The organism is Vibrio algarum, assembly GCF_028204155.1.
Classification (GTDB): Bacteria; Pseudomonadota; Gammaproteobacteria; order Enterobacterales; family Vibrionaceae; genus Vibrio; species Vibrio algarum.
This window is the reverse complement of the sequence record NZ_JAQLOI010000001.1, coordinates 2,908,685-2,924,950: the sequence shown is the minus strand read 5'-3', so window position 1 is coordinate 2,924,950 and position 16,266 is coordinate 2,908,685. Positions and strand designations below refer to the sequence as shown.

Below are 16,266 nucleotides of genomic sequence, written 5' to 3'. Positions count from 1 at the left end.
AATTCAATTTAGGAGAATAAATTCTAAAAGTAAGAATCTATTCTACCTAAATTATGTTTATCAATCACTTGCGATTTTATAGCATGGAACATATTCAGAACCCGGTAACTTCATTCTTTGCTGAGAAACGAAGTCGTTGAGCAGTTTGTCCATTTTTTCCATTAGGGCTGAATCACCATTAATAATAAAAGGACCATGTTCTTCAATCTCTTTTATACCTTCGGCTTTGACATTTCCGGCCACTATGCCTGAAAAGGCTTTACGAAGGTTTGAAGCCAATAATTCAGTCGGCTGATCCATATGTAGATCTAAGTTCGCCATATTTTCGTGTGTTGGGTTAAACGGTTTTTGAAACTCAGGAGATACCGTTAACGACCAATTGTAGCTATAGGCGTCTTCAGTTTCTTTTCGATGCTCTCGAACGTTTGGAATACCTTCTTTGATTATTCGAGCGGCTTTTTCAGGATCGTCTACAACGATCTGATAGTGTTTTTGTGCCTGTTTCCCAAGAGTATCTGCAACAAACTCGTCAATAGAACGAAAATAGGCTTCACTCTCTTTTGGTCCTGTTAACACAATAGGAATCGGTTGGGCCGCATTGTCTGGATGCATCATAATACCTAAGATATATAACAACTCTTCCGCGGTTCCTGGCCCTCCAGGGAAAATAACGATGCCGTGCCCCATACGAACAAACGCTTCTAGGCGTTTTTCTATGTCGGGCATAATAATGAGTTCGTTAACAATAGGGTTTGGTGGCTCTGCCGCAATAATGGACGGTTCGGTTAGGCCAATATATCTAGGTTCATCGTTACGTTGCTTTGCATGACCGATAGCAGCACCTTTCATCGGCCCTTCCATCGCGCCAGGGCCACAACCAGTACAAATATTGAGGTTTCTTAGGCCTAGTTCATGGCCTACTTCTCGCGTGTACTGATATTCGTTAGGCTTTATTGAGTGGCCTCCCCAGCACACGACTAAGTTTGGCTCTAGTCCGGGGTGAAGCGCTCCAGCATTTCTTAAAATAGCAAAAACTAAATTTGTAATATGTTCTGGGTCGTCTTGGTTTTCGCGGTGTATGCGGGAAACATGCATATTTACATAGACAATATCGCGAAGAACAGAGAACAGATGTTCTTGAATGCCAGTAATGATGGTGCCATCCACAAATGCATCTTTTGGTGGGTCGGTAAGTTCTAGTTTTATGCCTCGCTCTCGACTGACTACATCAACATCAAATGTTTTGTGTTTATCGAGCAGCTCTTGTGAATTGTCTGTATGGCTACCTGAGTTGAGTACCGCTAATGTACAGTTTCGGTAGAGTTGGTAAAGGTCGCTAGTAGCCTCTTTTTTTAGTCGTTTTACCTCTAATTGAGATAGTAAGTCCATACTGCCCGCGGGGCTAATATGTGTCATCATATGGTTCCTCCTTACGATAGGAAGTATTATTATTGGATAGAATTAACCCTTAATTGAGTATGGTTTAACTTATTGAAGATTAAGGGTTATAGACTTAACCATACTCGTCAATGGTGAAAGAGTACAAGCGAAAAGCAATTTTTTTATAAGAAATGAGTTAGAACAGAAGAAAAAGGAATAGAAATTATTTGATGACTATCTGATTTGTGCCTTTGCGTTTTGATTCATTGAGTAAAAGATTAAGCCTATCTATTACTTCTTCTGGTGTGTCTGTATCTTTTAGCGTTGTGCAGGCAGCGGAGGCAGTTACACTGATACTTTGGTCACGGAACTTAAACGGCAGCCGACTGATATGTAATTGTATTTTTTCAATGAGTGATCTGCTCTCTTTTAAATCAATGTCTGGAAGAATTAAGATAAACTCTTCGCCAGAGAAACGAGCAACAACGTCTATATCTCTAGCCTCTTTAGTTATGGTTCTGGCGATTATTTTTAAGGCTTTGTCACCGGCTGTGTAACCAAAACTGTCATTAAGAGACTTGAATTTATCAATATCGAAAAGAACAAGGCTAATTTTATTTTGTGCTCTAATCCATTTGTGGTATTCAACTTCAAGTCTTTCGAGGAAGGCAGTCCTATTAAATACTTTGGTTAAGGGGTCGATGAGAATTCGTTTTGCTTGATCATCGATACGTCGTCTATGTTCTTGGGTTAATTCGTACAGCCCTTCCATTTGACGATTGTTATGCTGCATTCTTTCAATGACGGAGCTTTCTCTTTGCTCATTGTGTTTAAGGCGTTCAGTTAGCATGGCAATTTGATCAAGTAACGGTTTTACAGCCGATCTCGCTGTTTCTAGGTCTATTGCTGCATCAAGAGCACTTTGACTCTCTGTGGATATATCCAATAGCTCAGTTGCCATTTGTTTTCTGTGCTCTGAATAGGAGTAAGCTTGTTCTGTATTTTGATTTGAACTTTTAATCACGTTATTTAATGAGCTATTGACCTGAGTTAAGAACTGTTCGGATGTTTTTCGCTCGTAATGCGTTCCCTCAATAACCAATTTGAGTATTTGTAAAGTTAGCTCTATCAGTGCTTCAGTTCCCACTCCGACTAATAATTTGATTCTAATGTCATTGAGTAGGTCACCAGATTCACCATCAAAATCAAGCTCACTGATTAGGTGTTGTAATTCTTCGGCTAACTTGTTGAGTAGTTCTTGATTGACTTCGGGTGTCTTTTGCAATGAATGTGCGCTACTAGACGTAATAATCTTAATAGCTCTTTCATAAATAGTGAGTAGTCGAGTAGCTTGGTCCAGTTGGTTATGGTTTTTAACTGATGGGAAGCTCAATAAGTTTCTTAAGTCACGCTTAAGCTGAGCGGGTAGCCCAGGTATGCGTTGCAGTGTTTCACCGCTGTGTCTTACTCTTTTATCTAAATGAACTTTTTGTTTTTCCATCGTATTATTGTTTTGTTTGAGCATGCGCTCTAGAACCGCCAATCGGGGAATCAGTTTGGAGATATCTTGTTGTTGCTGAAATGCCGATTTCAGTGAACATACCGCTTCATCAAGATCACTATTGTACCCCAAACACGCGGTACTTAGGTTAGTTACAACCCTCTTCAGGACTTGCGCTTCCCTTGAATGCTTAAAAGACGCATCGCGGTGTTTAAGTCTTGCTTCTTCTAATTGTAATTTAAATTGGTCGATCTGCTTGAGAATTTCTTGCCGACCTGCAAGGTTGAGTTCACTCATATATTAAGTAAATGGCGCATCTGTCCTTGAAATAATACAACTAAATGATAATAACAAAAATAACTAATAGGTCATTCAAATTATCGGATAACAACCGGTAAATTATTCAATGATACTTAATTTTATGATGTTGTCCTCAATTTTATCACTAGAATCAATTTTTATTAGGCCGTTTTCGATAGCAGATAGGCAAGCAGAGCGAATATCACCGCTTGCAAAACTTGCAGCCGGTGCATTTTCTATTGCGGTTAAACTGACCCATTGATTTCCACCATGCTGGTGATTTTGTAATCGTGCAAGATTGGACGCCATTAATAATATATCGATTAGTTCTTTGTCATTTATCGCGGTGTAGGCTCTTGGTAAAAATGGATAATCGGCAATTCCAGCTCGAATCGTTCTATCAAGAAGTTTGTCCGATTTAAAATCTTTTACCCAATTATTAACTTGTTCAAATAGTTCTCTAGCTGTTTTAATTGGCGTTGTATTCGGTTCAACATATAAGAACATGCCGTCAGCAAAATGATAAAGCCTTGCGGGGCTCTTTAGCTTTGTTTTTATAAACGCACCAAATTCAGCTTCAAGTTGCAGGCCTGCATTGTACCCCTGTTGAAGATATGCAGTTCGTAAGCTTGGTAACTCTATCATTATAAAACGGAGTTTATCATGGAGAGGTTCGTTGATGAGATCACCTGTCTTCCACTGTTCAAAATTCGCGCTGCTTTGCTCTAAAGAAAATGGCAGTTTCACGTTTAATAATCGGAAGTTACGTAAACCTGAACGTGGGTGTGTATAGTGGTCATTGTACAGGTTGCTAAGTTGATGCCTCATCTTTTTATTTACGATGCCACGTCGTACAAAGAGGACAAGTATTAGTAATGAAAGCACAAATAGAATAGCGCTTGCATATCTAAAACGTATCTGTTCTTCATTACTTTGAGAGAGTAACTTTGACTGGTCTTTAAAATGCAACGATTGCTCAATAAACAACTTTTGTTCTCTAAAGTCATTTTCTGAAATAGTTAATAATTGTTGTTGTTTATTTGTTATTAATTGGTCATATTTTTTTCCACTAATGAATGCATCTGAATAATTACTCATATGTTCATATGCTTTTGTAAGAAGTAAGTATGCATGCAACTGAATATCTTCGTTGTTTGTTTTTTCACCAATTTCAAGGGCCTTTTCTGCAAAGCCTAAGCTTTTATTAATATTGGTTTTCAAAAATTCCAATTCAGAATTAAGTAAATAATATGTTGCTATTAAGTTATCTATTTTGGCGTAGGCCAATAATGCATTTGCTCTTTGTAGGTATTGTTCCGCAAGTGGGTAGTTATACAACTGAAGATAAGTTTTTGCTAAATCTAACCTGACCTGAATGATATCTTCAATATCTCTATTGACTTCTTCGGAGTCTAATACATTAAAATAATGCACTAATGCTAGGTTATACTGGCCTTGAGAGTAATAAATATCGGCCATCTTTTTTAGGATAGTTGCGAGGTTGCGTGAGTTTTCGTAGTTGTCATAAAAATCTGCTGCCTGAGAAAGGTGTTCTAATGCTTTGTCTAGAACGGATTTTTTAATGAAGAGATCTGAAATTACCCGGTTTATCTCCGCTAACAATATAGGTTTGTCATTCTCGATTGCAGACCAGTATGCAGACAGCAGTTGATAAAGCGCCTGATTATAATTCGTATTGGTTAAATAATACTCGCCTAATGTAACCTGATGTTTTATTAATAGCTCTTCATTATTGAGTTTGACTAAAAAATTATTTGCTTGATCAAAATAATTTTTGGCTAGTGAGTTGTCTTCCTGTGAGGTGGCGATTTCAGCTTTCAGCATCAGTAATTGGTAGTTTAGTTCGATATCCAAAAACGTTTGTTCTTTATTTTCAATGCCTTGCTCAATGCTTGTTATTAGCGTTCTTGTTTTGTCTTCATCTTTGGTTAATCGCCATAATAATGTTGCTTTTAATATCTGAACTTTTACTATCTGATGAGGTAAATTATAAGTACGAGCTAAATTTTCTGCTTGTTCAACGCTGATTAACGAACCTCTTGAATCACCTAATATATACTTTGCTTTTGCTATAATTTGCAGTGCTTTAATGCTGGTGCTAGGTGTTCGAACTGTATTTTCAGCCTCATCCCTTGAGGTGTGATTTTGGCTTTGGCCTTGCTTTTTGTCAGCTAATGTTCTGGCAGTCAAAAACTGCTGAGCAATCTTTTTAGAACGTTCAGGAACAATCTCTATTACCTTCTCCGCTTCCTCTAAGACAGTAGATGTGATTTCGTCAGCGAAAACGCCAGTGCTATATAAGGTGGTGGTTGCCGCTCCCCATAATGCAATGGAAATGAGCAGTCGAGATAATGCAGATTTTGACATTGGTTTGTTATATACCTTATTAAGCTTATTGGCGTGCTAATCTATGGTTGTGCTGTGGTGCCAAAAATACTGTTGAGCGGTATGGGTTTATATCCAAGCCACCGCGGCGAGTATAGCGAGCATATACTGTAAGCGAATCTGGTTTACAATAGTGAGTTATATCCATAAAGATTCTTTCGACGCACTGTTCATGGAACTCATTGTGCTCTCTAAATGAGATTAAGTATCGTAGCAGCGCTTCTTTATCTATTTTTTTCCTGAGTATTGGATTTCGACACTCCCCCAGTCGGGTTGATTAGTGATAAGACAGTTAGATTTTAAAAGGTGGCTGTGTAATGTTTCATTGACCGGTATGCCTGAGGTTGATCCTTTTAGAAACTCAGGGTCAAACTGGTAGTCAGTAATCTCTATATCTTGTTCATCAATACATTGCCCCGCCATATTTATAATAGGTTGAGCAGTAAACTGTGAGACAGGATTAAGCACGATGCTAACTTTTTCTCCTGCACAGTTAGATAGATCTCTTTCTATGGTGCTTCTTACTTTGTCCCAATTAGTAAATCGAGTTTGATTAAAACTATTTAGATAAAGCTTAAATGATTTCGATTCGATTAAGTTTTGGCTTGATGCAGGAATAGAGACATCTCCTACTGCGACTTGTGGTAACCCCTTGTCATTAAGCCAAGATAATTCGTAGAGGGTCCATATGTCACAGCCTTTAAAAGGGAGGTTATCACCTAAGTTGAGGTCATCTCGATTGAGGCTTCTTGGGACTGGTTGCAGTAATGCTGGGTCATATTGGTGGCTATATTCTGTTTTTTGGCCAAGGGTTAACCCTGAGAGTTCAGCTGAATTTGAATATTTGCTCATACTAAATTGCATTTATCGATTAGAATACCCAAGATTCTACTTAATCGCGTATACGCTGTCATCAACTCAAGTCAAGGAGCTTACATGACTCAACCTGTTACAGATGCTTTGCATCTCTTTTCCTTGCGCTATCTGCAAGCCTGGCAAGATAAACACCAAACGTTACCTAAGAATGAAGAATTGGTCGGTTTGGTGTCTGTATGTGTAGAAAAAAGCGACGGAGAGGCCATTTATTGGCAGCCGATCAAGCGCGATGAAATGGCAGATTTTACTAATGTGGAAAATGGCATTGAGATTAGTTTACATGAAGATATAAAAGCATTTTATGGTAGTCAGTATAGCGCGGATATGGAAGCGACATGGCAAGATAAACCGTTTACGCTGCTACAAGTCTGGAATGATGATGATTTTGTTCGTTTACAAGAAAATATGCTGGGCCACCTTGTGACTCAAAGGCGATTGAAACTGAAACCCACAGTGTTTATTGGTGTAACTGAGGCTGAGTTGGATGTTATATCTATCTGTAATATTACAGGGAATGTGATTCTGGAACGATTGGGAACGGATAAGCGTGACATCTTAGCTCAAAACGTGACCGATTTTCTTACTGATATTGTGCCTGAGGTATAGCAGGATGGTTGTTGCTGAATTGCAGTTTGAGTGCTTTGATAACACAACCGTTTCGGCGGTAGATAAAGGTGTAAATGCTCTTTTAGAAGCGCTTAGGTATAATGGTCAGATCCTCGGTCGAGAATTTCCTATCGTTATGGGTGATGGCATATTCTATGTGAGAGTGGTTTGTCCTGAAGAAAATAGCCTTCATCCTGATAATCATTCTGATTACGTAAATGTTTGTATTAAGCAGTTATCAGAAGCGAGCCTATTGTCGCCCAAGGTTCGATTGCTAGGCCGCGATATTAATTCCGAAGAAGCGGCTGAACAAGAAACACCAAGTTGGCAGGTTTTATATACAACTTATGTGCATACGTGTTCTCCTTTACGAAGTGGGGATTCGCTTTTGCCGATCCCTTTATATCGACATCCAGCAACGCTAAATGGCGATCATAAAGCTGTCATTAAGTGGCAAACAGAATGGCAAGCATGTGATGAATTGCAAATGGCAGGGGGATGTAAGGCCGAACACGCCGCCCTTGCAGAAATAACTCAGATTGATAGTGATTTGTTCCGTCGTGGGTGGGATATACGGGGCCGTATTGAATATCTTACTGACATTCCAACTTATTATTATCTCTATCGAGTTGGTGGAAAGAGCATTAAAGAAGAAAAAGAGAGAGTATGTCCAAAGTGCGGAGGAGAGTGGCTTTTAGATACACCTTTACATGATGTTTTCTATTTTAAATGCGACAAATGCCGCATTGTATCCAACATCAGTTGGGACCAGTTGAAGTAGAGATTTAAAATCTTAAGTCTCGAACGCTTCGCTTTTTGAATCTAGAAAGTTATAAGTAACCCAAGACCCAAGACCCAAGACCCAAGACCCAAGACCCAAGACCCCGAAGGCGCTCAAGATGTACCTTCTTCAAGATTAGCGTTTTGCTAACACTCTATCTAAATGATTAGCAAATTCTCTTCTATCGGTTTGAGATAACGCACTGGGTCCACCTGTTTGAATACCACTTGAACGCATTGTATCCATAAAATCTCGGATATTTAGTCGAGCTTTTATTGTCTCCTTAGTATAAAGCTCACCTCTGGGGCTGAGAGCAAGCGCACCTTTGGTGATAACTTCGTCGGCTAAAGGAATATCTGAGGTAATGATTAGGTCTCCTTTTTCCGCTAGTCGAACAATTTCGTTATCTGCGACATCAAATCCACTTTCAACTTGAATGGATTTGATGTTAGTGCGTGTAGGTACGGGAACTCTGTGATTGGCTACAAATATGCAATCGACCCCGGTTCTTTCTGCTGCTCTAAACAGTGTTTCTCGAATGACTTTTGGACAAGCATCCGCATCAACCCATATCTTCATTTTTTCCTCTAGCGTATTCATTTTTTGGGTTAACTCGATAACTTGTTTTTCTAGTTGTTCTATTCTCTTTTCGAGATCGAGTTCTTTCTTTTCAGCGATTTCTATTTTGGGAACAGATTTGTTGCCTTTCCAGCTCTTGATTGCCGCTATAATTGCAGGCATAGGAACACTGGTATGTAATTGAGCCTTAACCAACGCAACAGTAGGTTGCTTACCCAGAGCATGAATTTTTTGCATTGCTTGTTCAAGTTCAGCAGATACGTCTTTAGTTTGCATATAGAACTCCACTATTTCTTTATCTTCATATACTACTTTGTGCTCTTTCAGTTATCTAGACCTTAACGTCTATATGTTTAGTGAATCTAAAGAGCGTATGATTATATTTATGAATGATATTTCTAAGATTGTGCATATCTAATCAAGAAGTCTCTTGTAAGAGATCTCTCACAAATATGTAGGAAAAGACGATAAGTTATGGAGAAATGATTAACGAAGTGTGGTGTAACTCATTGTTTGTAAGGTTATTGTTCATGCTTTGAACGTATTTAAAAAGTAGATATTAATATTAATGGCTTGTTCAAAAGTTTAAAAATAGTAATCTTATCTTCGTCGACAAGGAGTTGGCAAAGGATTTAAGAATAACCAAGGACTTGGTTATATTCAGGAAGAAGTGAGATTACTAGGATAGTAATCTAAAAGGACAAAGGACATTGCAGGATGCAACGTTAGTAGGATACTAACGGCAAGGATTTGCAATGGAACACCTGAAAGGATCAGGCTGGGACAACATCAGGACGATGTAAGGGACACCGCTCAAGGAACAAGTGATGTTCGCTAACGAGGAACGTTAGTAGTTAGGATGACTAGGACACCGCTAGGATGGCGATGCACAGGATAAGCTGAAGGATTCAGTACTATTACGGATGATGCATGGAGCATTTTGGTAGCTGGATTGCTGCAAGTAAGACTTTAGCCCCGATACGAAAGTATCGGGGCTTTTCTTATTCTGAACACCTATTTTAATGAAGCGTTTCGCTCATCCGGTACGGTGGGATATTAAAACGCACCGGTCTAAAACCACGCATAATCAAATTTGCCTGATAGCAGTCATCACCGAGAGCAGAGAACTCAAATTGATAAGCAGTATGCCACTTTAGATTTCCTTCTGGCGTTTTTATTCTATGTGCGCCAAACGAAACGCTTAACACTTGTAAATCGAGTTGTTCACATCGTCTTGCAATCGCAGCTTTTGCTAATTCTGATTGCCTTCGTTGCTGCCAAAAAGAAAACAGCCAAAACCTAAACCGAGTATTGCTAATAGGTCACTAATCATCAATTAGCCTTTGCTTTCGTTGTCTGTTGTAAGCTGACAAGTGCAGCGGCTAAATCATTAGAAGGATTGCTATGCAGTAACGGTAATAAGACTAGACGCAATGCTGGTTGCATTACTAGGTCTGCAAATATCTGGTTAAATAGGTTTTGATTACCTGTTTGTGCCAATCTTAATAGGTATTTTTCAGCTAATATCGGGTCTTCCAATACTTGCCAAGAACGCCCCGCAATACCGATGAGGACTTCCTGATGACTTAGACGTGGGCTAACTAATATAGTGTTGACGAGAGTGTTTAATTGAGAGGTGCTAGCACCAGATAATGCTCTAACGTACGCAGAGAGCAAAAACAGATCTGGTGTGTTGTGTACACACTCTTTTTGAGCAAGCTCTAAAAGAGTGTCGGATAGTTTATCCGGTAAGTCCGTATGCTCTAATACACCGAGTATCGCATACCTTGGTTCACTGGGAATATGACGCAAAGATTTACGAACAATGACACCATTTTGTTCTTGGTTGATTCGAGCGCAGATATCTGCAATGCCTTGAAGCCCGACAGTTTGCCACTTATCCCACCCAAGCCCTCCGCTAAAATAGTGTTGAGCATGCTCATAATATTGGCTAGTTTGCATATCTAAAAAAGCTCGAATTTGGCTATGAAATACTGCCATTTTGTCTTCAGAGGGCTTAAATGTATAAGGGTTATTCGCAAGCTTTTGTTCTTGATCTTCACTTATCTCGCCACCTAATCTCGTGCCCATGGCTTCAACGACATATTTTATAAAATTGCCGATATCAGATTGCTTCAATAAGCCACGTTCATCTAAAGGGAATTTTAAAAACCAGATCCAAGGCTGTTTTTCCTCATTCCAGTAAGCTATAGCAATATGAGCGTGTCTTTGCAGTGGGTACGGATAGGGTTGTTGGCTTAGCTCTACATTAGAAAACAGTTTGTTCTCAACCGATAGGATACGTCTCCCTAAATCAAAAATTTTATATTCACAGCCACTATTTCGTAGCAGTTGAGTTAGGGTTTGAATATTTTCCATTGCATTAATTACTCTATTCGTCTTTGTTTAATAAATGGTACTCTTAGCGAAAATTTCAAGGTGGCAGTACGCAATATTCTTATGACTAACGATCTTCCTCTATTTACGCTCTTATTAGAAACCGAAACATGCTTACGAAGATTATCTCTTTGGGGTAATGAGCAACCTGAAAAAAGTGCTTTGTTGAGTAAAGAACCTTTTGCCCTAGACACCTTAGAGCCAGAGCAATGGTTGCAATGGATATTCATTCCAAAGATGCGAGAAATGTTAGAGAGTCAGCTGGTACCGAGTGGTTTTTCTATTTCGCCATATTTTGAAGAAGTATGGAAAACCGACAGCGTAAAATTAGAATTAATTGCGTTGTTGCATCAGATTGATGAGGAGTGCCGATAATGTTAGAGATTCTTTTTCAGGATGATTACATCGTCGCAGTGAATAAACCAGCAGGAATGCTTGTTCATCGTTCATGGTTAGACAAGCATGAAACTCAATTTGTAATGCAAACATTACGCGATCAAATTGGTCAGCATGTGTTTCCTTTACACCGTTTAGATAGACCTACGTCGGGTGTACTTGTGTTCGCTTTGTCCAGTGAAATAGCATCAAAAATGATGCCTATGTTTGCTAACCATGAGATGAAAAAAACTTACCATGCCATTGTTCGGGGCTGGATTGAAGAGGGTGATACATTAGATTATCCCCTAAAAGAAGAGTTGGATAAGATAGCGGATAAATTTGCAAAAGCAGATAAAGAACCGCAAGAAGCGGTCACTGAATATAAGCCATTAGCTAAAGTTGAGGTGCCATATTCAACAGGCCGATTCCCAACCAGTCGATACTGTTTTGTTGAAATGAAACCTCACACGGGGCGAAAGCATCAATTACGTCGTCACATGGCTCACCTTAGGCATCCTATCGTCGGCGATACTTCTCATGGTGATGGTAAACATAATCGGCTTTTTCGCGAGAGTTATCAGGCGCATCGATTACTACTGCACGCCACAGAACTAGAGTTTATCCATCCTTTTACTGACGAAATACTCTGTATAAAGGCGAGCTTCGATGAATGCTGGCAAAGGTTAATTGAAGTGTTTGATTGGGAAGATGCGTTAGCTAAATAGCGTTCACTCTAACGATTCGGATATAAAAAATCCCCAATAATAAGCTATTTAATTATTGGGGATAAATTCAAAAATTTGGCTTTTTTGTTTTAAGAAAAAATTACTTAAGTTTTTCCAAATCAGCTTCTATTTCATGAATTTTGCTAGAAACCACCTTCTCTAAATGACGAAGATCTAATAGGATTTTTTCTTTTAGATCGGTTTCTTTTCGTTTTGCTGGACGCGTAATTGTGTTGAGTTCATCAATAACAAGCGTGAGATTTCGGTTTATCTCTGTCACTTCTCGATACTGATGGGTTCCACCATCAACCAAAACATTCTTTATCTGTCTTGGGTATTTAAATTTCACACTTTTCGCAAACAGTTCTCCTTTCTGCTTATGAAAATAAATTTTTAACACATCCTTGTGAGCTTCTTGGCGTAGTGAGTAGCGCTCTATTTGCTTAGGATCATGAATCCCTAAACCAGTAAGGTTTGGATACATAGTTTACCTCTTGAATAATTGTGTCAAATATAGTGTGTGTGATAATTAATTAACTGAATTAATTAATATAACTTTAGCAGTGTAAAAGCTTAGTAGAAAGATGATTTTTGTCGAGCAGAAAAGAGTTGTGGACGAGATCGCGATCTGCTTTCTCGTCCTAGAATTATATGCTAATTTTCTGCGAGTTCTGAAACATTATTCACTAGCATAGTTCTTAATTTTTCTTGCTCGTCTTCAGATAGGGATTGACCAGCAGAAGAGGTAATAATAAATAAATCCTCTGCACGCTCACCAAAAGTAGTGATCTTTGCTCCATGCAGATGAATATCTAAACTAGCGAATGATTCACCAACTGTAGCAAGAAGACCAGGGATATCCAGCGCAACGAATTCCATTAATGTCCGTTTTCCTGTTTTAGTTGGTATAAAATCAACCTGAGTTTTGACGTTGAAATGTTTGAGCTGCCTTGGAGCACGTCTTACCCGAACTTTTTTCTGACTCGTGTCTGCGAGTAATTGGGTCAAGCTGGTTATGATAGTGTCGTGATATTGTTCTTCAATTGGATCGCCATTTTGGTCCAGCACCATAAATGTATCTAGTACGAAGCCATCTTTGCTGCTCATAACTTGCGCATCATGGACATTGAGATTTCGTCTATCTATCTCTGCGACCACATTAGCAAACAGTGCTGGTTGATCTTTTGAATAAATAAATATTTCAGTGCCACCGCGTGTTGCTTTCTTACTTACGAGTATAAGTGGTTGTTCCATATCATTATGTCGTAATAAATGGGTGCAATGCCATGCAATCTGTTTATGTGTATGCCTTAAGAAATAATCTGCTTTAAATCTCTGCCATAGCAGTTCGATCTCTCTAGCTGGAAACCCTTCTTTTCTTAGCAGCGCGGACGACATTTGTTGATTGTGGCGAATTCGATCGCGGATATCGACAGGGTTTTCTAGCCCCCTGCGAAGTGCCCGTTGCGTGGAGTGGTAAAGTTCGCCCAACAGGGTTCGCTTCCAACTATTCCATAGTTCTGGATTCGTCGCGCAAATATCGGAAACGGTCAAACACACGAGGTAATCTAAATACTCTTCGTCACGTACTTGTTTAGCGAACTCAGCGATGACGTCAGGATCATATATATCTCGACGTTGCGCGGTAACAGACATTAATAAATGGTTTTTTACCAGCCAAGAGACAAGCTTGGCTTCAGGTTTTGATAAACCGTGTTCCATACAAAAGGCATAGGCTTCAACCGCACCGATTTCAGAATGGTCTCCACCACGTCCTTTGCCTATGTCATGAAAAATCGCAGCGATGATCAACAGTTCTTTTTTCTGCATTTTTGGATAGACTTCGCAACAAATTGGGTGCTTATTGTGATTTTCTATATGGCTGAAAGAGTGGATGTTTTTTAGCAGCCTCATGCTGTGTTCATCTACCGTGTAAACGTGAAACAGGTCAAACTGCATCTGGCCGACTATTTGACTCCATTGAGGAATATAAGCAGAGATAACACCCAGTTTATGCATCAACGGAAATGCTCGATACAGCGAATTTGGATGCCTGCACAATGCGAGGAATTTTTCTCTCGCTTCGGGTATTGTATGAAGAAATTTATTAAGGCGACGTCTTGCTGTTCTCAATTGACGAAGAGTTGCTGGTGCGACGCTATCAATACTTGAGTCATTGGCTATATGGATAAACATATCTAATATAGTTTCTGGTCTCGCTTGAAATAGAGCGGGTTTTTTAGCCTCGATAAGTGCGCCTCTTCGCTGAAAATCGTCATCAAGTTCTTCTGCTTTTAGTTCCTCTCCATCGTTGATGATTGCCTGTTCAAAAAGCTTAATTAGCATTTTGTTCAATTCAGCTACACGCCTTAAGGTTCTATAAAATTCCTTCATCATCATCTCAACAGGGACATTGTATTCCCCGGTAAAGCCTAAGTGCTCTGCAACCTGAGCTTGATGAGCAAATGTTAGTCGATTGTCGTAGCGTTTTAGCTCCATATGGAGAGCAAAGCGAATACGCCAAAGATAGTCTTGGCATTCAACTAATTCTCGATACTCCGCATCGGTGAGAAAACCGTATTTACTCATTTCTAGTAAAGATGTGGCTCCAAAATGTCGTCTTGCAATCCAACTAAGCGTATGGATATCCCGTAAGCCTCCAGGGCTAGATTTAATATCGGGTTCAAGGTTATAAGTCGTATCATGGTAACGGGCGTGCCTTTCTTTCTGCTCGGATATTTTTTGTTGACAGAAATCGACACTAGGCCAAAAGCTTTCTGACAAAACGAGTAATTTTAGCTTTACGAATGAGTCTTCACTGCCACAAAGAAGACGAGCCTCTTGTAAGTTTGTTGCCACCGTCAGATCGTTACTGCCAACTTCTGAACACTCTTTTATTGTTCTAACAGCGTGGCCCACTTCTAAGCGTAAATCCCATAGTAAAGTGATAAATTCACTGATTTTAGAACCTAGATGTTTGGGTAACGTTTTCTCAGAAAGAATAAGAATATCGATATCGGACAAGGGGTGTAACTCACTCCTACCATAGCCTCCTACCGCGATTAAACAAAGATTTTCAACGTCTGAAAACCCAAAAAAACGCCACAGCCTTTGTAGCAATTGATCCATATATTCTGAGCGAGCGAAGACGAGATCAGTGACTGGATGGTGATTTAAAAACTGTTCATTTTGATCATTGCTGAGTTTGTCGAGTTGATTCTTAATGTCAGTAGGATTGATTTGGGAATCTTCAAATTTTAGAGGAGATATGTAGGGCATTCCTTGCCGTCCGTTTTTGAAACTAATATGCCGACCAATGTACCAGTAGATAATGGTGTTGGAAAGTCTGTCTAAAGGAAATAGAGCACCTTATTGTAATAGAATTATACTTTTTAATGCGTCGTTGTTTGGGAATAAAAAACCTCGTGAATAACGAGGTTTTCTGCGGCAATATTTATGGCTAACTCGAATTATTAGTTAACCAAAACTCTAGAGAGGTTCTCTTCAGTACGGAGAGTTAAGATTTCACATCCTTTCTCTGTTACTAATATGGTGTGTTCCCATTGTGCTGAGTTTTTACCGTCTCCGGTATAAACGGTCCAGTCGTCTTCAGAGTCGACGCTACAGCCAAATTTACCTGCGTTTATCATTGGTTCAATAGTAAAAATCATGCCAGGCTTAAGAATACGACGGTCGTTATTCTTATAGTGTACTACTTGAGGCTCTTCGTGAAATTCATCGCCAATACCATGTCCACAGAAATCTTTGACAATAGAAAATCGAGGAGATACGCCTTTGATATACTTCTGAATTGTCGTGCCAATATCACCGACCGTAATTCCAGGTTTTACTTTACGAATCGCGGTATATAGAGACTCTTGAGCAACCATACATAAACGTTTGTCAGCAGGATCGACATTACCGACAAGGAACATCTTTGATGTGTCACCATGGTATCCTTTCGGACGTGTTTCTAATGATGCATTTTTATCATTTGGAATGATAACCGTGATATCGATATTAACGATATCACCATCTTTTAATATACCCGGCTTGGACTTACCAGAAGTACCCAAAGCATCTTCTGTTGCTGGTATGCCGTGACAGACAATATGGTTTACTGACGTACAGATAGATTTAGGAAATCCATGATAATCAAGTGGTGCAGGGTAGGCCCCATTATCAATAATGAACTTATAACAGATTTGATCGAGCTCTTCTGTTGTCACGCCGGGCTTAACAAAGGGCTCAATCATTTCTAAAACTTCAGCAGCTAATTTCCCTGCAAGTCTCATTTTTTCGATTTCTTCAGCGGTTTTTATCTTAATTGTCATCTG

The 16,266-nt window shown here is 39.4% G+C and carries 12 protein-coding genes and 3 pseudogenes; 4 read left to right on the top strand and 11 right to left on the bottom strand.

The genetic code is table 11. The features are described from left to right. Nucleotides 1-60: 60 nt before the first annotated feature. The 4 genes and pseudogenes from ppnN to queF form a co-directional block, all read right to left on the bottom strand. Nucleotides 61-1,419, bottom strand: a complete 1,359-nt coding sequence (gene ppnN / locus PGX00_RS13610) for a nucleotide 5'-monophosphate nucleosidase PpnN (protein WP_272137287.1) — start codon at nucleotides 1,417-1,419, stop codon at nucleotides 61-63. Between the two features lie 184 nt (nucleotides 1,420-1,603). After that, nucleotides 1,604-3,178, bottom strand: a complete 1,575-nt coding sequence (locus tag PGX00_RS13605) for a GGDEF domain-containing protein (protein ID WP_272137285.1) — start codon at nucleotides 3,176-3,178, stop codon at nucleotides 1,604-1,606. Nucleotides 3,179-3,280: 102 nt separating this feature from the next. Continuing rightward, entirely contained in the window at nucleotides 3,281-5,569 is a 2,289-nt protein-coding gene (locus PGX00_RS13600; protein ID WP_272137284.1) for a tetratricopeptide repeat protein, read from the bottom strand. 25 nt (nucleotides 5,570-5,594) lie between these two features. Beyond that, nucleotides 5,595-6,439, bottom strand: a pseudogene (gene queF / locus PGX00_RS13595) (NADPH-dependent 7-cyano-7-deazaguanine reductase QueF). An 84-nt stretch (nucleotides 6,440-6,523) separates the two neighbouring features. On the opposite strand from queF, the gene syd reads away from it, so the two are divergent. After that, nucleotides 6,524-7,069 (top strand): SecY-interacting protein, encoded by a 546-nt coding sequence (gene syd, locus PGX00_RS13590; RefSeq protein ID WP_272137282.1) that lies wholly within the window; start codon nucleotides 6,524-6,526, stop codon nucleotides 7,067-7,069. Between the two features lie 4 nt (nucleotides 7,070-7,073). After that, the gene (locus PGX00_RS13585) at nucleotides 7,074-7,850 is read left to right on the top strand and encodes a Zn-ribbon-containing protein (RefSeq protein WP_272137280.1); all 777 of its coding nucleotides are present in this window, start codon (nucleotides 7,074-7,076) and stop codon (nucleotides 7,848-7,850) included. A gap of 135 nt (nucleotides 7,851-7,985) precedes the next feature. Here PGX00_RS13585 and PGX00_RS13580 read toward each other — a convergent pair whose 3' ends face one another. From PGX00_RS13580 to PGX00_RS13565, 4 genes and pseudogenes are all read right to left on the bottom strand, one after another. Then, nucleotides 7,986-8,429 (bottom strand): YaiI/YqxD family protein, encoded by a 444-nt coding sequence (locus PGX00_RS13580; RefSeq protein ID WP_272138076.1) that lies wholly within the window; start codon nucleotides 8,427-8,429, stop codon nucleotides 7,986-7,988. Further along, a pseudogene (locus tag PGX00_RS13575) lies at nucleotides 8,427-8,705 on the bottom strand (hypothetical protein); the annotation flags it as partial. The pseudogene PGX00_RS13575 and the gene PGX00_RS13580, both read right to left, overlap by 3 nt. Nucleotides 8,706-9,448: 743 nt before the next feature. Next, nucleotides 9,449-9,762 (bottom strand): annotated as a pseudogene (locus PGX00_RS13570) (DUF3301 domain-containing protein). Further along, the gene (locus tag PGX00_RS13565) at nucleotides 9,762-10,808 is read right to left on the bottom strand and encodes a DUF3549 family protein (protein WP_272137278.1); all 1,047 of its coding nucleotides are present in this window, start codon (nucleotides 10,806-10,808) and stop codon (nucleotides 9,762-9,764) included. The pseudogene PGX00_RS13570 and the gene PGX00_RS13565 overlap by 1 nt, the downstream one beginning before the upstream one ends. 81 nt (nucleotides 10,809-10,889) lie before the next feature. On the opposite strand from PGX00_RS13565, the gene PGX00_RS13560 reads away from it, so the two are divergent. Further along, entirely contained in the window at nucleotides 10,890-11,201 is a 312-nt protein-coding gene (locus tag PGX00_RS13560) for a YqcC family protein (protein WP_272137276.1), read from the top strand. Further along, nucleotides 11,192-11,929: a tRNA pseudouridine(65) synthase TruC gene (truC, locus tag PGX00_RS13555; protein WP_407702362.1), complete on the top strand. Its 738-nt coding sequence runs from the start codon at nucleotides 11,192-11,194 to the stop codon at nucleotides 11,927-11,929. Before PGX00_RS13560 ends, truC begins: the two co-directional genes overlap by 10 nt. A 100-nt stretch (nucleotides 11,930-12,029) precedes the next feature. Here truC and PGX00_RS13550 read toward each other — a convergent pair whose 3' ends face one another. From PGX00_RS13550 to map, 3 genes are all read right to left on the bottom strand, one after another. Then, nucleotides 12,030-12,413 (bottom strand): DUF3461 family protein, encoded by a 384-nt coding sequence (locus tag PGX00_RS13550; protein ID WP_272137272.1) that lies wholly within the window; start codon nucleotides 12,411-12,413, stop codon nucleotides 12,030-12,032. 170 nt (nucleotides 12,414-12,583) lie between these two features. After that, nucleotides 12,584-15,208: a bifunctional uridylyltransferase/uridylyl-removing protein GlnD gene (gene glnD, locus PGX00_RS13545; RefSeq protein WP_272137270.1), complete on the bottom strand. Its 2,625-nt coding sequence runs from the start codon at nucleotides 15,206-15,208 to the stop codon at nucleotides 12,584-12,586. Between the two features lie 194 nt (nucleotides 15,209-15,402). Further along, a complete protein-coding gene (gene map, locus PGX00_RS13540; protein WP_272137268.1) occupies nucleotides 15,403-16,263 on the bottom strand; it encodes a type I methionyl aminopeptidase in 861 nt (286 codons plus the stop codon). Nucleotides 16,264-16,266 lie beyond the last annotated feature (3 nt).

Excerpts from the sequence above, each read along its gene's own strand:
- ppnN (WP_272137287.1), bottom strand. The coding sequence starts at position 1,419 with ATGATGACACATATTAGCCCCGCGGGCAGTATGGACTTACTATCTCAA.
- PGX00_RS13605 (WP_272137285.1), bottom strand. The coding sequence starts at position 3,178 with ATGAGTGAACTCAACCTTGCAGGTCGGCAAGAAATTCTCAAGCAGATC.
- PGX00_RS13600 (WP_272137284.1), bottom strand. The coding sequence starts at position 5,569 with ATGTCAAAATCTGCATTATCTCGACTGCTCATTTCCATTGCATTATGG.
- syd (WP_272137282.1), top strand. The coding sequence starts at position 6,524 with ATGACTCAACCTGTTACAGATGCTTTGCATCTCTTTTCCTTGCGCTAT.
- PGX00_RS13585 (WP_272137280.1), top strand. The coding sequence starts at position 7,074 with ATGGTTGTTGCTGAATTGCAGTTTGAGTGCTTTGATAACACAACCGTT.
- PGX00_RS13580 (WP_272138076.1), bottom strand. The coding sequence starts at position 8,429 with ATGAAGATATGGGTTGATGCGGATGCTTGTCCAAAAGTCATTCGAGAA.
- PGX00_RS13565 (WP_272137278.1), bottom strand. The coding sequence starts at position 10,808 with ATGGAAAATATTCAAACCCTAACTCAACTGCTACGAAATAGTGGCTGT.
- PGX00_RS13560 (WP_272137276.1), top strand. The coding sequence starts at position 10,890 with ATGACTAACGATCTTCCTCTATTTACGCTCTTATTAGAAACCGAAACA.
- PGX00_RS13550 (WP_272137272.1), bottom strand. The coding sequence starts at position 12,413 with ATGTATCCAAACCTTACTGGTTTAGGGATTCATGATCCTAAGCAAATA.
- glnD (WP_272137270.1), bottom strand. The coding sequence starts at position 15,208 with ATGCCCTACATATCTCCTCTAAAATTTGAAGATTCCCAAATCAATCCT.
- map (WP_272137268.1), bottom strand. The coding sequence starts at position 16,263 with ATGACAATTAAGATAAAAACCGCTGAAGAAATCGAAAAAATGAGACTT.